16 protein-coding genes are annotated in these 15,828 nt (G+C 33.2%); 9 read left to right on the top strand and 7 right to left on the bottom strand.

Annotation, left to right across the window (positions count from 1 at the left end; all coding sequences use genetic code 11):
• Positions 1 to 99: 99 nt before the first annotated feature.
• The gene (locus NH26_RS15850) at positions 100 to 864 is read right to left on the bottom strand and encodes a ParA family protein (RefSeq protein WP_044229431.1); all 765 of its coding nucleotides are present in this window, start codon (positions 862 to 864) and stop codon (positions 100 to 102) included.
• 206 nt (positions 865 to 1,070) lie between these two features.
• Entirely contained in the window at positions 1,071 to 2,594 is a 1,524-nt protein-coding gene (gene gpmI / locus NH26_RS15845) for a 2,3-bisphosphoglycerate-independent phosphoglycerate mutase (RefSeq protein ID WP_044229428.1), read from the bottom strand.
• Positions 2,595 to 2,886: 292 nt separating this feature from the next.
• On the opposite strand from gpmI, the gene NH26_RS15840 reads away from it, so the two are divergent.
• From NH26_RS15840 to NH26_RS15805, 8 genes are all read left to right on the top strand, one after another.
• Positions 2,887 to 3,354 (top strand): hypothetical protein, encoded by a 468-nt coding sequence (locus NH26_RS15840; RefSeq protein WP_044229425.1) that lies wholly within the window; start codon positions 2,887 to 2,889, stop codon positions 3,352 to 3,354.
• 106 nt (positions 3,355 to 3,460) lie between these two features.
• Complete coding sequence (locus NH26_RS15835; protein WP_044229422.1) at positions 3,461 to 4,123, top strand: hypothetical protein; 663 nt, start codon at positions 3,461 to 3,463, stop codon at positions 4,121 to 4,123.
• 110 nt (positions 4,124 to 4,233) lie between these two features.
• Positions 4,234 to 4,578 (top strand): hypothetical protein, encoded by a 345-nt coding sequence (locus tag NH26_RS15830; protein WP_044229421.1) that lies wholly within the window; start codon positions 4,234 to 4,236, stop codon positions 4,576 to 4,578.
• A gap of 157 nt (positions 4,579 to 4,735) precedes the next feature.
• Positions 4,736 to 5,956, top strand: a complete 1,221-nt coding sequence (locus tag NH26_RS15825) for a pyridoxal phosphate-dependent aminotransferase (RefSeq protein ID WP_044229420.1) — start codon at positions 4,736 to 4,738, stop codon at positions 5,954 to 5,956.
• 71 nt (positions 5,957 to 6,027) lie between these two features.
• Positions 6,028 to 7,005, top strand: coding sequence for a bifunctional heptose 7-phosphate kinase/heptose 1-phosphate adenyltransferase (locus NH26_RS15820; protein ID WP_044229419.1), 978 nt, complete (start codon positions 6,028 to 6,030; stop codon positions 7,003 to 7,005).
• Between the two features lie 2 nt (positions 7,006 to 7,007).
• Positions 7,008 to 7,895, top strand: a complete 888-nt coding sequence (locus NH26_RS15815; protein ID WP_044229417.1) for a cation diffusion facilitator family transporter — start codon at positions 7,008 to 7,010, stop codon at positions 7,893 to 7,895.
• 24 nt (positions 7,896 to 7,919) lie between these two features.
• Complete coding sequence (locus NH26_RS15810; RefSeq protein WP_044229413.1) at positions 7,920 to 9,416, top strand: GH3 auxin-responsive promoter family protein; 1,497 nt, start codon at positions 7,920 to 7,922, stop codon at positions 9,414 to 9,416.
• Between the two features lie 259 nt (positions 9,417 to 9,675).
• Positions 9,676 to 10,080 carry a response regulator gene (locus tag NH26_RS15805; RefSeq protein WP_044229410.1) on the top strand — a complete coding sequence of 135 codons (405 nt, stop codon included), beginning with the start codon at positions 9,676 to 9,678 and terminating at the stop codon, positions 10,078 to 10,080.
• A gap of 54 nt (positions 10,081 to 10,134) precedes the next feature.
• Here the strand turns inward: NH26_RS15805 and NH26_RS15800 are convergent, their stop codons facing one another.
• Both NH26_RS15800 and NH26_RS15795 read right to left on the bottom strand, forming a co-directional pair.
• Positions 10,135 to 11,583 carry a PP2C family protein-serine/threonine phosphatase gene (locus NH26_RS15800; protein ID WP_044229408.1) on the bottom strand — a complete coding sequence of 483 codons (1,449 nt, stop codon included), beginning with the start codon at positions 11,581 to 11,583 and terminating at the stop codon, positions 10,135 to 10,137.
• 314 nt (positions 11,584 to 11,897) lie between these two features.
• Positions 11,898 to 12,692: an SDR family oxidoreductase gene (locus NH26_RS15795; protein ID WP_044229406.1), complete on the bottom strand. Its 795-nt coding sequence runs from the start codon at positions 12,690 to 12,692 to the stop codon at positions 11,898 to 11,900.
• A 196-nt stretch (positions 12,693 to 12,888) separates the two neighbouring features.
• Between NH26_RS15795 and NH26_RS15790 the strand changes: the two genes are divergently transcribed.
• Positions 12,889 to 14,058, top strand: coding sequence for an iron-containing alcohol dehydrogenase (locus NH26_RS15790; RefSeq protein WP_044229404.1), 1,170 nt, complete (start codon positions 12,889 to 12,891; stop codon positions 14,056 to 14,058).
• Positions 14,059 to 14,118: 60 nt separating this feature from the next.
• On the opposite strand, the gene NH26_RS15785 is transcribed toward NH26_RS15790, so the two are convergent.
• Genes NH26_RS15785 through NH26_RS15775 form a run of 3 tightly spaced genes read right to left on the bottom strand, consistent with a single transcriptional unit; the run spans position 14,119 to position 15,805 of the window.
• Positions 14,119 to 14,847 carry a siderophore-interacting protein gene (locus tag NH26_RS15785; protein WP_044229402.1) on the bottom strand — a complete coding sequence of 243 codons (729 nt, stop codon included), beginning with the start codon at positions 14,845 to 14,847 and terminating at the stop codon, positions 14,119 to 14,121.
• Positions 14,844 to 15,464, bottom strand: coding sequence for a ferric reductase-like transmembrane domain-containing protein (locus NH26_RS15780; protein WP_044229400.1), 621 nt, complete (start codon positions 15,462 to 15,464; stop codon positions 14,844 to 14,846). The genes NH26_RS15785 and NH26_RS15780 overlap by 4 nt, the downstream gene beginning before the upstream one ends.
• 29 nt (positions 15,465 to 15,493) lie before the next feature.
• The gene (locus tag NH26_RS15775) at positions 15,494 to 15,805 is read right to left on the bottom strand and encodes a hypothetical protein (RefSeq protein ID WP_052432310.1); all 312 of its coding nucleotides are present in this window, start codon (positions 15,803 to 15,805) and stop codon (positions 15,494 to 15,496) included.
• Between the last annotated feature and the right edge of the window lie 23 nt (positions 15,806 to 15,828).

Below are 15,828 nucleotides of genomic sequence, written 5' to 3'. Positions count from 1 at the left end.
ATTTCTATGTTTAAATAATTTACGATTATTTTTAAACAATATTACCTTACAATTCGTTATGCTTCGAATTTTTATACACTTTCCCTAAAATGTATATAATTACCTCATCAACGAAAGAAATTCTCTTGCTACTCTCATGTAAGCCATTGCTCCTGCAGAAAGTGGAGCGTACTCAAATATAGATTGTCCGAAGGAAGGAGCTTCTACCAATTTCACATCAATACCTATATTGTTATCTAAAACACGAATACCAAAATTTCCTTTAATGTGATTCAAAATTTCGCTCGTAATTGTTCGTCTTGTATCGAACATAACAGGTAGAATACCAAGAATAGTTAAGTTGTTATTCAAGTTTTCTTTTACTTGAAATACTGTTTCTAGAATTTGCGAAAGGCCTTGCATACTTAACACCTCCATTTGTAGTGGTACCAATATATGATCTGAGGCAGTTAAAGCATTAATACTTAATATAGATAATGCAGGGGCACAATCAATTAGGATATAATCAAACTTCTTACGGGCTTTATCAATAGCATTTTTAAGAATATATTCTCTACCTTCTGCATTCACTAGAGAAACTTCAGCATCAGCTAAAGAAACATCAGAAGGAGCAATAAAAACAGATTCTCTTTCTATTGCTATCTCATTTAGGCTAACATCATCTATTAAAACATGAGACATAGATTTAGTGTATTTATCCTGAATACCGAAATGGAAAGTCATATTTCCTTGGGCATCCATATCAATTAGTAAAACCTTATGGCCCATTTTTCCTATAGCTACTCCTAAATTAGTAGTAGTTGTAGTTTTACCAGTGCCTCCTTTTTGATTTACTATTGATATTACTTTTGCTAAATCCGACATATCTATGCTTATCTGTTTATTTGATAAAGAAAAAAGATATTATTCCATTTTTTTCTCTTTTGAATATATCAAATATCATTCTAATGTTAATAGCTTCTAAAGATAAATTGACAAAACCTTCTTGTACACCTCAATAATTAGAGCAGGAATAAAAAAACCACTTACCTCCAAAGAAGTAAGTGGTTTTATATTTACTAACAGTATGATTAGATTAGACAATCACCTGTCATGTCTTCTGGTTTATCAACTCCAACAATTTTAAGTACTGTTGGTGCAATGTCACCTAACTTACCATCTTTGATTTCACCATCAAAATCAGGATCTACAAAGATACATGGTACAAGGTTAGTTGTGTGAGCAGTGTTTGGAGAACCATCTGCATTAACCATTACATCTGAGTTACCATGGTCAGCAATAACGATAGATGAATAACCGTTATCTAAACCAGCTTCAACAACTGCTTTAGCACATTCGTCTACTGCTTGACATGCTGCAACTGCTGCCTCAAATACACCTGTGTGGCCTACCATATCAGCGTTAGCAAAGTTCAAACAAACAAAGTCTGCATCACCTTTTTGTAATTCAGGAACGATTTTATCACGGATATCACGAGCTGACATCTCAGGTTGTAAATCGTATGTAGCTACTTTTGGAGATGGAGCTAACAAACGAGTTTCACCTTCAAATTCTTTTTCACGTCCACCTGAGAAGAAGAATGTTACGTGAGGATACTTTTCTGTTTCAGCAATTCTAATTTGCTTTTTACCAGCAGCCTCTAATACTTCTCCTAAAGTTTGCGTTAAGTTATCTTTATGGAACAATACCTTCACACCTTCGAATGTCTCATCGTACATTGTCATTGTAAGGTAATTGATGTTCAATTTAGTCATACCGCCTTCTGGAATATCTCTTTGCGATAATGCTTGAGATATTTCACGACCACGGTCAGTACGGAAGTTAAAGCAAAGAACAACGTCTCCTTCTTCAATTTTAGCTGCTGGTTCGCCATCTACAGTATTTACCAATGGTTTAATGAACTCATCAGTTACACCTTCATCGTAAGAAGCTTGAATTGCCTCTTGGATGTTGTCCACTTTTGTACCTTTAGCATTTACCATAACATTATAAGCTAATGCTACTCTTTCCCAACGGTTGTCTCTATCCATTGCATAGTAACGCCCTACCACTGATGCTATTTGACCTGTAGTGTTAGCCATATGGTTTTCAACATCAGCAATAAAATCTTTACCTGACATAGGATCGCAATCACGACCATCAGTAAATGCATGAACAAACACTTGTTCTTTTGTTAAACCTGCAGTGTTAGCAGCAGATAAAAGTCCTTTTAAGTGATTGATATGTGAGTGAACGCCACCATTTGATACCAAGCCCATAAAGTGAACTTTCTTATTATTGTCTTGCGCATATTTGAATGCGTCTTGTAATTCTTGAATTTCAGCAATAGAACCGTCTTCTACAGCTTGATTAATACGAACAAGCATTTGGTATACAACACGACCAGCACCTAAGTTCATGTGTCCTACTTCTGAGTTACCCATTTGACCTTCAGGTAAACCTACAGCAAGTCCAGATGCTTCTAATTTACTGTGCTTGTATTTTGTATATAATGAATCAATGAAAGGAGTATTAGCTTGCTCAATGGCAGAGACTTTAGGATCTGGACCAATTCCCCATCCATCAAGGATCATTAAAATTGTTTTCTTGTTCATGATGTTAATTATTTCCGATTAAATTTTTGTAATAACGAAAGGGCAAATATAGTATTTATACATAATGTTATAAATGATATTCATCACACTACCCTTCATTAAAAAAGAATATTACACACTTATATACATTGATAAAATCATATATGTTCTTTGAAAACAATTAACACATCCAAACAGTTATAATATCTGTAAAACTATCTTTAAATAGTACAATTTAATTACACAATAATTTCCTAACTTGTAAATAATAAACCGAACATCTATTGTAGTCTATCTTAACCCCAAAAATCAAATGAAAAATCTCAAATACTTATCTCAGTTACTTTTTATTCTTACTATTTGTTTTTTTACTTCTTGTGAGAATACAGATATTGCCAATACAGCCAATCTTGTTGCAGGTAATTACAGAATTCAAAATATTTCTGCTAAAACCAATCAAGGGCAAGCTGATATCAATATCAATCCAGAAACAGATCAAATTATTATTACAGCTACAGATGAAAGAACTGTAAAAATAGATATAGTGGTTACTACAGCAAGAGTTTCTGTCGGAACATCCAATGCAAATTTGTTACAATCTACTTATCATGACATCAAAGTGGAGGGAAATTCTGAAAACGAGACTTTTACGTTATCCAAAGCCATAAATACTCAAAACAATGCCTCTTTAATAGGTATGATCAACAGTAATGGTGAGCTAACTTTAGAATATAACATCTCAGGAACTGAGTTATTTTCATTAAAAGCCTTCCGTCCGTAAAAAATTGTATAATATTTGTTTACATTACGTTATTAGTTGTCTATATATTAATCTCTTAATTTTATAAGGGATTAATATTCATTTTTTAAAATCTAATTTTGCTTTAATGAAATTAAAAGTATTATTTATCTCGATTCTATCATCATTCTTCTTCTTCTCTTGTTCAGACGACGTAATTAATGATTTGGTAGACAGTGTAATTAGTTTTGGTGATGCTAAAGCTAAAGTTGACGGTGTACAAAAAGACTTTAGTAATTATGCAGGTTATAGAACTACTGGAAACTCAACAGCTCTTTACTTTGCAGATTTTGAGTTTAAAGTAACTCAACTTGATGTAAAAGGACATGCAATTCTATCTTTTATGCATACAGATCTTTTTAATACTGAAGAAGGTATTGAAATAAATTTAGCTACTGCTCCTGAAATTGCGTTAGATCCTAAAAAAGCTTTAGGTGCTGCATTGTATTTATCTAATGTATCTGCACAAGATTTATATGATTTAATTGTAGAATATAATAAAAACCAAAATCTTGCTGCTGTAATTCAGTTGGCTGGACAAAAAGACGTTACAATTCAAAGAGTTACTGCTGCAGATATTGTAACTAACCTTGATCCTAGTGGTAACATTACATTCAACTTCACTAAAATGGCTGACAATAAAGTTTCTGGTACATTCAGCTTTAAAGCTTATGGTGATGATGATAATGTAGCAATCACTGAAGGAACGTTTACAGATACACCTATGGATACATTTGATTTTAGTAATTAATTATAATCAAATAGTACATGAAAAGAGTTTGTTGATTTACAACGAACTCTTTTTTTATGTCCTGATTTTTAGTAAATTATGGTAAGTCCCCTACACTAACCCTTACCATTATGAACTTACTATTCCTCCTTTTAATAGCTTTCCAATTCTCCTATTTAAATATCAGTAATTCTAAGAAAGTGGCTGAATCCAAAGTCGTTTTCGAAGTCATCAATCACCAAGCTGAGAATGTAAATGATATTCCTCTAGAGATCTATCAAAAAGAAAAGCTTATAGCAAAATTTCACACAAAAAAGCTCACTGCTATTTCTCTTCCAGTAGAAAATTATGAATTTAAAGTTTTTTACTGCGATGAAGTGTATACTATCAAAACAACATTATCTCAAAGTCAGCATCATTTAGTCTTTGTATTAGACGAAAAAGAATGTAAAGACCCCATCCTTTTACTGAAATAAGCCACAACCTTATATTTATTCACTTAAAATTATTGTCTACTCCCTCATATCGATTAATTTCGCATTTCAAACGCTTAATTTTAAAGTAGGAAACATAGTATATTCCTTTATTAAATTTAAGTGATGTAGAACCTATGATTTAGAATTAAATAACAGGATGGGAACGCAAACAGAATCGAAGTTGACGTTATCTAATCGTTTTGATAACATCACTGAGTCTGCCACATTAGTGATGGCTGTGAAAGCAAGAGAGTTACAAGCAAAAGGTGTAAATGTAATAAAGTTAAATTTAGGTGAACCTGATTTTCCAACACCTCAATACATTCAAGATGCAGCTAAAGATGCAATTGACGAAGGTAAATATTTCTCTTATCCTCCTGTTCCTGGCTATCCAGAATTAAGACAAGCTATTGCTGATAAACTTGAAAGAGAAAATAACTTGTCTTACAAAGCTGAAAATATTGTTGTTTCTGCTGGTGCAAAACACTCTGTTGCTAATGTAATGTTGAGTATTTTAAACCCAGGCGATGAAGTAATTGTATTTTCTCCTTATTGGGTGTCTTACACAGATCAAATCTATCTTGCAGGTGGGAAACCAGTTATTTTAGCTGGAAGTCTTGAAAATGATTTTAAGGTAACTCCTGAAGAATTACGTGCAGCAATTACTCCAAATACAAAAGCCATTTTATACTCTTCTCCTTGTAATCCTACAGGTACTGTATTTACAAAAGAGGAATTAAGAGGTATTGCTGATGAGGTAGTAAAACATGACGATCTTTACATTATATCAGATGAAATCTATGAGTACATCAACTTTGGTGGTAAACACTTTAGTATTGCCGAATTTGATGATGTGAAAGACAGAACTGTAGTTGTCAATGGTTTCTCTAAAGGCTTTGCAATGACTGGATGGAGAATTGGTTATGTAGCCGCTCCCCTTCATTTAGCAAAAGCTTGTACTAAAATTCAAGGTCAAGTTACTTCAGGTATCAATACCATCACTCAAAGGGCATGTATTGCTGCTTTAAAAGGTGATAGTACATCGGTTATCGAGGAAATGAGATCTGCTTACTTGAGAAGAAGAGACTTATTAAAATCAATGTTAGACGAAATTGAAGGAGTAAAAACGAATCTCCCTCAAGGAGCATTCTACATTTTCCCAGATTTTAGTGCATTCTTTGGTAAGTCATTTAACGGGCAAATCATCAAAGATTCTAGTGATTTGTGTATGTTCTTCTTAAACGAAGCACATGTTTCTACAGTGGCAGGGGCTGCATTTGGAGCTCCAAACTGTATCCGTATTTCTTATGCTGCATCAGACGATGAATTAGTCCAAGCAGTAAAGCAAATTAAAGAAGCTCTTAATAAGTTATCATAAATTCAACGTCAGTTTAATGTATACGTACATTAAACTGACTTTTTCTTTTGAATAGATCAAATATAAAATCCATGAGTATAAGAGAAGCGTTAGATAAATTCAATGGACTCAAAGCATTGGTAATTGGTGATGTGATGATTGACTCCTACATATGGGGAAACGTCGATAGAATCAGTCCCGAGGCTCCAGTTCCTATTGTTAACGTGAAAGATAGAGAATCAAGAATGGGTGGAGCTGCTAACGTAGCCAAAAACCTTCATTTCTTAGGTGCTGAACCTATCTTATGCTCAGTTGTTGGAAAAGATGGAAGTGCTGAAACTTTTATGGATTTGTGTGATAGTCTGAAGATTTCTAAAGAAGGAATTGTTCGTTCAGAAAACCGTATCACTACCATAAAACATAGAGTTATAGCAAGTGCACAACATGTTCTTCGTATTGATCATGAAGATGACGCTCCCCTTAATTCAAATGATACTGATCTATTGTTTGATAAAATCAAATCACTAGCCGATCAAGCTGATGTAATTATTTTTGAAGATTATGATAAAGGAGTTCTAACTCCCGAACTTATCAGTAAAGTGATACAATTAGCCAAGGAAAAAAATATTCCGACAACGGTAGATCCAAAGAAACGTAACTTCTTATGTTATGAAGGGGTGACTCTTTTTAAACCTAACCTTAAAGAAATGAGAGAAGGTTTAAAATTTGATTTTGACGGTAGTGTTATTGATGAAGTAAAAGCAGCTACAAAAGAATTAAAATCCAAAATGGATAATGTCCATACTATGGTCACTTTATCTGAACATGGAGTCTATATTTCAAACCACCAATCTGATGTTCACATTCCAGCTCACAAGAGAGAAATTGCGGATGTTTCTGGTGCTGGTGACACTGTAATCAGTATCGCATCACTAGCATTAGCAGTGGGTTTACCGATGGATCAAGTGGCTGGTTTAGCCAATTTAGGTGGAGGCTTAGTTTGTGAATCTGTTGGGGTAGTTCCTATCAACAAAAAAGCATTGTTGGAAGAGGCAGAAAGAAAACTTTAAGAATGATATCAAAAGAAGAAAAAAGGAAAGCATTCAAAACCACTTGGCTTAGCATCATTGGGAACATCTTACTTACGGTTATAAAAGGAACTGTTGGTGTTTTAGGAAATTCTCAAGCTATGATTGCAGATGCTATTGAATCTTGTGCTGATATTATCTCTTCTTTTGTTGTGTTAGTTGGCCTTAATATTTCTACTAAAGCTCCCGACAACAATCACCCTTATGGACATGGTAAATTTGAACCCATTGCCACTTTTATTACCATTGGTTTTTTAGTGACTTCGGCGCTGGTGATTGCAGAACAAAGTATCTCCAGAATCATTGAGGGAACAAATCAGACACCTTCTCATTATACATTATATGTATTAGGTTTTATCATATTGATCAAATATGGATTGTATCGATATGTAAAAAAACGTGGTAAGCTTTTAAACTCCTCTTCTCTAGAAGCAGATGCAGGACACCATAGAAGTGATGCAATGATTTCTCTCTCTGCCTTTATGGGAATTGGAATTTCCATTTTTGGAGGAGAAGGATATGAAACAGCAGATTCTTGGGCAGCTTTATTTGCAGTAGGTATCATTTTATTTAATAGCTATCTTTTATTCAGACCCGCTTTTGGAGAAATAATGGATGAAAACCTCTACGATGATTTTATTGATAAAGTAAAACAAGAATCACAAAAAATCGAGGGTGTAATTGCTCCTGAAAAATGTTTCATCAGAAAAATGGGTTTTAAATTCTACGTAGATCTTCATATTATTGTTGATGGTGAAATATCTGTGAGAGAAGGACACGATATAGCTCATCATGTAAAAGACTCTTTAAAAGCTGATTTCAACGAAATTGCAGATGTGCTCATTCATGTTGAGCCTACATCTAAGACATAAAATATTCAACTCTATCCAATTATTATGGGGTTAAAATCTTTTTTAAGTAAGCCATTCGCTGCTTACGTGGTAAAAAAACAAAATGAGTGGGTAGAAAACCCATCTTATGCACAAGATAAAGTGTTTAATCACCTTATTGAGGTAGGTAAAACAACTGCTTTTGGTAAGGATCATCATTTTGGTGATATCAAAAACTATGAGGACTTTAAGAAGCATGTTCCCGTTGTAGATTATGAACAGCTTCGTCCATACATAGATCGTATTATTAAAGGTGAAAATGATATTCTTTGGAGAGGTAAGCCTACCTATTTTGCTAAAACATCTGGTACGACATCAGGTGCTAAGTACATTCCATTAACCAAGGATTCAATACCTAATCATATTAATTCGGCAAGAAATGCAATGCTGAATTATGTAAATGAAACAGGTAAATCTAAGTTCTTAGATAAAAAACTGATTTTCCTTTCTGGATCACCAATTCTTGATACATCAGGTAATATTCTTACAGGACGTCTATCTGGTATTGTCAATCATCACGTACCTGGCTATTTAAGAAGAAATCAAATGCCTAGTTATGATACCAATTGTATTGAAGATTGGGAAATCAAATTAGAGCATATTATAGATGAAACATTATCTCAAGATATGTCTCTTATTTCTGGTATTCCACCATGGGTACAGATGTATTTTGATAGGATTCAAGAAAGAACAGGAAAAAGTATAAAAGAAGTATTCCCTAACTTTGAAATGTTTATTTACGGGGGAGTGAACTTTGAACCCTATAGAAAAAAACTTTACGATTCGATTGGCAAGGATATCCCTTCAATTGAATTATTCCCTGCCTCAGAAGGATTCTTCGCTTTCCAAGATTCCCAAGAAGAAGAAGGTTTACTACTTCAATTAGATTCAGGTATCTTCTATGAGTTTATTCCATCTGAAGAATATTTTGATGACAATCCAACTCGTTTAAGAATTGAAGATGTAGAGATAGGTAAGAACTATGCACTTATCATTAATTCAAATGCTGGTTTATGGGGTTATTCTATTGGAGATACTGTCAAGTTTGTGTCAAAAGACCCTTATCGTTTGATCGTATCGGGTAGAATAAAACATTACATTTCTGCTTTTGGAGAACATGTGATTGGAGAAGAAGTAGAAAAAACAATGAAATATACTCTGGAACAGTTCCCAGAAGTAAAAATCACAGAATTCTCTGTTGCTCCTCAGGTGAATCCTACCGACGGATTACCCTATCATGAATGGTTAATTTCTTACGAAAGTGCACCTAACAATCCTGAAGAGTTTGCATTAACACTAGATCATAAGTTAAGAGAGCTAAACACCTATTATGATGATTTAATCACTGGAAATATCTGTAGAACACTAGTAATTACAGCATTACAGAGAGACGCATTCCAACTCTATATGAAGTCAATAGGTAAACTCGGAGGACAAAATAAAGTCCCTCGATTATCAAATGATAGAAAAATCGCTGATTTAATCAGCGAATGGAAAAAATAATTTAGATTCCTTCTAATTATACATTTTGTGTTGTATAATTGGAAGGAAATTTTTTTTTTGACTTAAGAAGCAACAATAATTTTCAACCTTAGCTCGGGTTAAATTTTTTTTCATCGAACTTAGGTAATCGATTTCTGACAAAAAAAATCAGAATACCTTTAATCTATTAAGATTATTTTTTGTAATTTGAATGAGCGTTATGTAGAAAGCTTATTCCTTTGCTAACTACATTTTTAAAGCACAACTCGCAAAACCGGACATGAGCAAAAAGATAAAAACTATATTACTCGTTGATGATAACGACACCGATAACTTTATTAATAGCAGAATTATTGAATTAACAGAGTTTGCTGAAGAAATTGTCATCAAAAACTCTGGTAAAAAGGCATTAGAATTCCTTCAAGAAAGATTAGATACCAATGCAAATTTACCAAGCTTGATCCTATTGGATATAAACATGCCAATAGTAGATGGTTTTGTATTCCTTTATGAGTTTGAAAACTTCCCTGAAGAACTAAAACAAAAAAGTAAAATTGCCATTCTTTCTAGTTCTGATAATGAATCTGACATTGAAAGAATTGTCAATAATGAATATGTTATTAAGTTTATCACTAAACCTTTAACAGAAGAATCTCTACTGGAAGTAGGTGATTTACTCCAATAATGAAAAAAGACATTATAAACTAATTTTAGTTTATAATGCCTTCTATCGTTTCTTCTAGTTAGGTATAGCTAAAAATATCGTGATATCATCTCTTTGACTAAAGTTATCAGACATTTCCTTATCTAAATAATCTTCTAATTCATTTATACAATCTTTTGTATACTTCAGATAATACTTTTTAAGTATTTCTCTTAGCTTCAAAGATCCAATCTTACCATTTACACCATTTTGATCTACATAACCATCAGTATACAAACAAATCATTGTATCTGGCTTTATATTCATTTTGGTTACTTCAAATCTTCTTTTTCTTTGGAAAGTTCCACCTATGGTTCTATTCGTTGATTTTAATGGTACAACTCCAGAACTATCCACCAACAAGGCCTTTCCTTTTGCTCCTGCATAAGCTAAACTACCATCACTATCGATATAGGCAATAGAAATATCCATTCCGTCTTTATTTCCATCCAATTCCGATTGTCTTAACTTTTCAAAGATATAGCCATCCAATTGCTCTAAAAGTATGGCAGGCGACTCAGGTAATTCTTCCAAACGGTCTAAAGCTTCCAAACCAACCATAGACAATAAAGCACCGGGAACACCATGCCCAGTACAATCACCTACAGCCATTAATGTTCTGTTATTATATTGCCTCGCAAAATAGAAATCTCCTGAGACGTGATCTTTTGGACGATATAAAACACTTCCTTCGACAAAAATTTTATCAAATTCATCAGATTGTGTAAGTAATGCTCTTTGAATTGTTTCAGCATAACGAATTGAATCTTCCATTTGAATCAAGGAATTTGATAATTCATTATGATGTTCTTCTATTGCATCTCTCTGAGATTCAATTTCTTCTTTTTGGGCATTAATTTCTTCGTTTGTTTGAGACAGTTCTTCTCCAAATTGAATTAATTCATCTGAATTTTCTTTCAATTTACTTTGAAAATTAGTGTTTTGAAGATCAATAGATTTAATATCATTACTAATATTAAGTACAATACCTAAATCAAAAAGCCAATTTAATAGCATTTGTTGATTATAGGTTAACGGATCAAATACCGGTTCTCCCTTTATTAATTCTACAACAAATAATAAAGAGATTATCGCAATAGCGTAAGTCAATACAAACCTACTTTTCTCTTTCCCTAAAAACCAATAAGAAGAAACAAGGGTTGTTGCAATCCATGGGATAGCATGAGATTTCATACCTCCAGTTAATAATGCGAAAATAAATAAGGCATTGACTAAAATAAAGATATACCATTTGCAGAGTTTATCCCATTTCACTTTTCCTTTTAATGAAAAGAAGATTAAAACAATTAGGGCACCTGTGAAAGAGACTAGAGTTCCTTCCAAATGATCTAAGGCAAAAAATTCGATTAGAGTAAAAAATATGATGAAAGCAAGACTAAACTTGACCTTTCGCCAAAAACTTTTCTCTTTGTCCATCTCTAATTTACTTCCGTAAAGTAGATTGACGTTAAGAGGTGCGGTCATAAAATTATAGTGAATTAATAAAAAGTTAATAGCAACAGTAGTAGTTACTGTAATTTACTGAATGATTTAATTTCGATCGATTTTTATGCCTCTACAAAAAAGGTGACAAACACCCCTAAATTGTAACGTCGTTTCTGTTAATATTGTTATCAAATGTTATTAAAAACACAGTATTCAATTAACACTTACAAGCAACTATAATAGGAAATGTAATTTAGATCTGATCACAAAAAAAGCTACCTTACTGATTAAGATAGCTTTACTATAAAATTGGAACTAATATCCCTTTATTTCTTTCAATGATTTTCTCATTATTACTTTAAACCATAAGCATTCCTTATCATTTTTTCCGCCATTTTATCTGGTAACAATCTTTTGACAAATGCCAACATTCCTGCATTACCACCCGAAACATAAATTGGAGAAGGTGCTTTTTTCAAGATAACGCTCATTACCGTATTGGAGATAACCGATGCTGATTCTGCTTTAGACATACTAGATTTAACACTTTGTCTAATATTATCTGCATAAGGGAAATACTCAGAATCTTCTCCACAATTAAAATCAGGAACAATATTCGAAGCAATATGGTTTGGTTCAACTAATGCAACATGTACATTAAATTCTTTCATTTCACTTCTTAGCGATTGGGTATAACCAGAAAGCGCAAACTTTGTTGCACAATAACTAGAATAATATGGAGCCGCAAAACGACCGTTTAGAGAACCTATGTTTACAATTGTACCCGCTCTTCTTTCTCTCATTTGAGGAAGAATCTTTTTTGTAAGGTGGATAAGGCCGAAAAAATTCACCTCGAATAAATATCTAAGTTTTTCTAAACTAGTTTCTTCTACTGGTCCAATTTGAGATTGTCCTGCATTGTTAACTAGAACATCTATTCTTTGATCTTTAATTTCGTTCCAGCAAGCATCAATACTCTCTGGAGAAGCTATGTCCAAAGCTACATATTGTACACCCTCTAATTTATCTTTGATAGTTTCTGGATTTCTTGATGTACCAATAACTTTATATCCTTTTTCTAAAGATAACTTAGCAATGGACTTTCCAATTCCGGAAGATGCTCCTGTAATAAAGATCGTTTGTTTCATGATTCAAATTTGATTTAATGCGAATTTATAGAATTCATGTAAATGAAATAATAAATCCATCAAATTTTAAAACAAAATATTAGTCATTTTAGTAATATGTGGTGATCTTTAATGTAATATGATCCAATATCATATATCTTCAAAAGATTATTGTATCCGTTAATTATATTATAAAAAAACATACATAACCGATTTCATGAAAAACTTTGAACTATGGAACCCGACTCGTTTGGTGTTCGGTGAAAATCAATTAGAAAACGTACAGAAACATATTCCTTCAGGAGTGAAAAACATTTTGATGGTATTTGGCGGTGGTAGTATCAAAAAGAATGGTGTATATGATACAGTCAAAGCCTCTCTAAAAGATTACAACGTAATTGATTTTGGTGGTATCGAACCTAACCCAAGGTATGAAACTGTCATGAAAGCGAGAGAAGTTGCTCTTAAAGAGAATGTGGACTTCATACTTGCTGTAGGCGGAGGTTCTGTAATAGATGCTTGTAAATTCTTATGTGTTGCTACTCCATACACAGACGGAGAACCGTGGGATATTATTACTAAGCGTTTAGGTAAAGTGGTTACTGAAGCGATTCCATTTGGAACTGTGCTAACACTTCCAGCTACAGGATCAGAAATGAACTCAGGTTCGGTGATTACTAGATCATCCTCAAAAGAAAAATTAGCTTTTGGTGGACCTCTATGTTTCCCTAAGTTTTCTGTGTTAGATCCTAAAGTGGTTGCTTCACTTCCTGAAAGACAAATTGTCAACGGAATAACTGATGCTTTTACACATGTTTTAGAACAATACATTACTTATCCTGCCGATGCTCCTTTACAAGATCGTTTTGCTGAAGGTATCCTTCAAACACTTGTAGAAATTGGCCCTAAAGTGATTCACAATCCAAATGACAGCACAGTCGCCGGAAACTTCATGTATTGCTGTACGATGGCTTTAAATGGCCTAATTCAGCAAGGTGTACCTACCGATTGGGCTACACACATGATTGGACATGAATTAACTGCTTTATTTGACATCGACCATGCGCGTACTTTGGCTATCATTGGCCCTAACTTGTACCGAGTAATGTTCAACAATAAGAAAGATAAATTAGCTCAATACGGAGAAAGAGTTTGGGGTATTACTGAAGGAACATTAGAAGAAAAAGCTCAAAAAACAATCGAAAGAACGGTAGAGTTTTTCCATTCTATGGGTATCAAAACTAAAATATCTGATTATACTGAAGATTATTCTGATGTTGCCAAAACAATCACATCACGTTTCGAAGAAAGAAAATGGATGGGTCTTGGTGAAAGAGGAGATATTACTTTAGAAAAAGTAGAAGAGATTGTTGGAATGAGTATTTAATAAACATTTCAAATCCAAATATAAAAGAGCTTGCGATTAACCCTCACAAGCTCTTTTTGTTTATTCTAATCCCTTTTTTTCAGGATTCCAAAATGGTTTTGTTTTTATAAATTTAGTTTCCCAATTCAATTCTTTTCTAAAAAATTGATTTAACTCAATACATAAACGACTGTCACCTGCGATATAAACCATTTTCTTTCCTTTTAATTCAGGTAAAACCTCTTTTATCTTGGTGAGTATCGGAAGAATCGGGTTTTGTGGTAATTCATATAGGTCAAAAGGAGATGTTCCATCGACATCATCAAATAATTCTTCTTGCCTTTGACTATATACTATTCCTTTTACCAACTTATCGGATGGTAACGATCGTCGAATCATGTATAAGTGAGATAAAGCTGATAAATCTCCGATCATTAAATAACTCTCTGCTTGATCATCGACCAAGAATTTACCTTTCTTTGTCTTGAAAAACACCCTATCACCTACTTTGCAGTCTTTGATCCAATGTGAACCAATTCCATTACTATGAGTGGCAATAGCTATATCCATATGACCCGCCTTTTGATCAATATCCCAAACACTATAACTTCTCACTTTATCTTTCATAGATAATTCGTCTTTTCCAATCCCAATTCCCATTCTTAAGAAGGATCCAGGAAGAAAGTCAAGGTTTTTAATTTTATCACTTTGAGTACGAATTCTATAAGCAGCCTTTGATAATTGATTTTTTTCTAAAATTGTCGCTTCATCTAAAACGACAGATGTTAGAATATTTTCTATGAAATTCATTTTTTTCGTTTCAATCTTAAAGCTATGAGGCGTTCTTTAACTTCTGGTATTCTAATAATGAATCCAATACCCACCACCACAGCATAAATGATCCATGTTTTTTCTAAAAGTGCGACGTGAAATAAACTTAGAATTATTATCACATAAGCATATTTTTGCAACTTCTTCCACTTCGTTTTTAATCGCTTCATCGATTTTCTGTTCGATGTTATCAACAATGGAATTAGCAGTAATACAGCAATGAAACCCGCTATATAATTTACTTGAGTAAACGTTTCTAAAAAACCTTCCATCACGATAAATATAACAAAGTGAAGAATACTCCATATTGAAGCAGCTATGCCCATCGCTTGTCGCACAAAAAGATTATTCACCCCAAACAAAATGAAAAAGGGAGTACAGGTAAGTACAGCTGTTAACCATCGAATTGCAAATTCTCCAGAGACATGATACATCATATCTAAAGTGGTACGTCCTCCTTTACCTATATTTTCTACAAGAGATAGAGATAAACCATTATCCCAATCTACTTGAATCATTTTTGCTAAAATTAGCATTGGAAGTATCGAGAGAATAGTCACTATAATCCACCCGTAATTTCGCTTTATAAACCCCATTTTTCTTTTGTTTGTTAGCTACTAAATATTTATTTGTCTTGAATCTCCTCGTCTTGGTCCTTTACTTCTGATGCTCTCCTTTTAAAATCTTGCATAAACTTTTCTCTATGCATCATTGATCTCCCTTTATTTTTAAATGAACGCCTACCGCCTCCGCCAAACACTATTTTTGACATAGCCAATAAACCCAAGGATTGTAAAAATGAGATGGTTGTTAATCCGAAAATTACGGGCATTAACCAGTTCCATAAATGCATAAATATAAAGGTGATTGCAGTGATAGCAACAATACCAAAAACTATTTTCTTCGCTATAAATTTTTTCTTTGAAAACTTTTCCATGATTACTTATTATTTTAGGTCAT

The organism is Flammeovirga pacifica (genome assembly GCF_000807855.2).
Classification (GTDB): domain Bacteria; phylum Bacteroidota; class Bacteroidia; order Cytophagales; family Flammeovirgaceae; genus Flammeovirga; species Flammeovirga pacifica.
Note: the sequence above shows the minus strand (reverse complement) of the source record. Positions and strands in the feature narration are given on the sequence as shown.

What these genes read in the sequence shown, in the direction of transcription:
- NH26_RS15850 (WP_044229431.1), bottom strand. Translation starts at nt 864, where the DNA reads ATGTCGGATTTAGCAAAAGTAATATCAATAGTAAATCAAAAAGGAGGC.
- gpmI (WP_044229428.1), bottom strand. Translation starts at nt 2,594, where the DNA reads ATGAACAAGAAAACAATTTTAATGATCCTTGATGGATGGGGAATTGGT.
- NH26_RS15840 (WP_044229425.1), top strand. Translation starts at nt 2,887, where the DNA reads ATGAAAAATCTCAAATACTTATCTCAGTTACTTTTTATTCTTACTATT.
- NH26_RS15835 (WP_044229422.1), top strand. Translation starts at nt 3,461, where the DNA reads ATGAAATTAAAAGTATTATTTATCTCGATTCTATCATCATTCTTCTTC.
- NH26_RS15830 (WP_044229421.1), top strand. Translation starts at nt 4,234, where the DNA reads ATGAACTTACTATTCCTCCTTTTAATAGCTTTCCAATTCTCCTATTTA.
- NH26_RS15825 (WP_044229420.1), top strand. Translation starts at nt 4,736, where the DNA reads ATGGGAACGCAAACAGAATCGAAGTTGACGTTATCTAATCGTTTTGAT.
- NH26_RS15820 (WP_044229419.1), top strand. Translation starts at nt 6,028, where the DNA reads ATGAGTATAAGAGAAGCGTTAGATAAATTCAATGGACTCAAAGCATTG.
- NH26_RS15815 (WP_044229417.1), top strand. Translation starts at nt 7,008, where the DNA reads ATGATATCAAAAGAAGAAAAAAGGAAAGCATTCAAAACCACTTGGCTT.
- NH26_RS15810 (WP_044229413.1), top strand. Translation starts at nt 7,920, where the DNA reads ATGGGGTTAAAATCTTTTTTAAGTAAGCCATTCGCTGCTTACGTGGTA.
- NH26_RS15805 (WP_044229410.1), top strand. Translation starts at nt 9,676, where the DNA reads ATGAGCAAAAAGATAAAAACTATATTACTCGTTGATGATAACGACACC.
- NH26_RS15800 (WP_044229408.1), bottom strand. Translation starts at nt 11,583, where the DNA reads ATGACCGCACCTCTTAACGTCAATCTACTTTACGGAAGTAAATTAGAG.
- NH26_RS15795 (WP_044229406.1), bottom strand. Translation starts at nt 12,692, where the DNA reads ATGAAACAAACGATCTTTATTACAGGAGCATCTTCCGGAATTGGAAAG.
- NH26_RS15790 (WP_044229404.1), top strand. Translation starts at nt 12,889, where the DNA reads ATGAAAAACTTTGAACTATGGAACCCGACTCGTTTGGTGTTCGGTGAA.
- NH26_RS15785 (WP_044229402.1), bottom strand. Translation starts at nt 14,847, where the DNA reads ATGAATTTCATAGAAAATATTCTAACATCTGTCGTTTTAGATGAAGCG.
- NH26_RS15780 (WP_044229400.1), bottom strand. Translation starts at nt 15,464, where the DNA reads ATGGGGTTTATAAAGCGAAATTACGGGTGGATTATAGTGACTATTCTC.
- NH26_RS15775 (WP_052432310.1), bottom strand. Translation starts at nt 15,805, where the DNA reads ATGGAAAAGTTTTCAAAGAAAAAATTTATAGCGAAGAAAATAGTTTTT.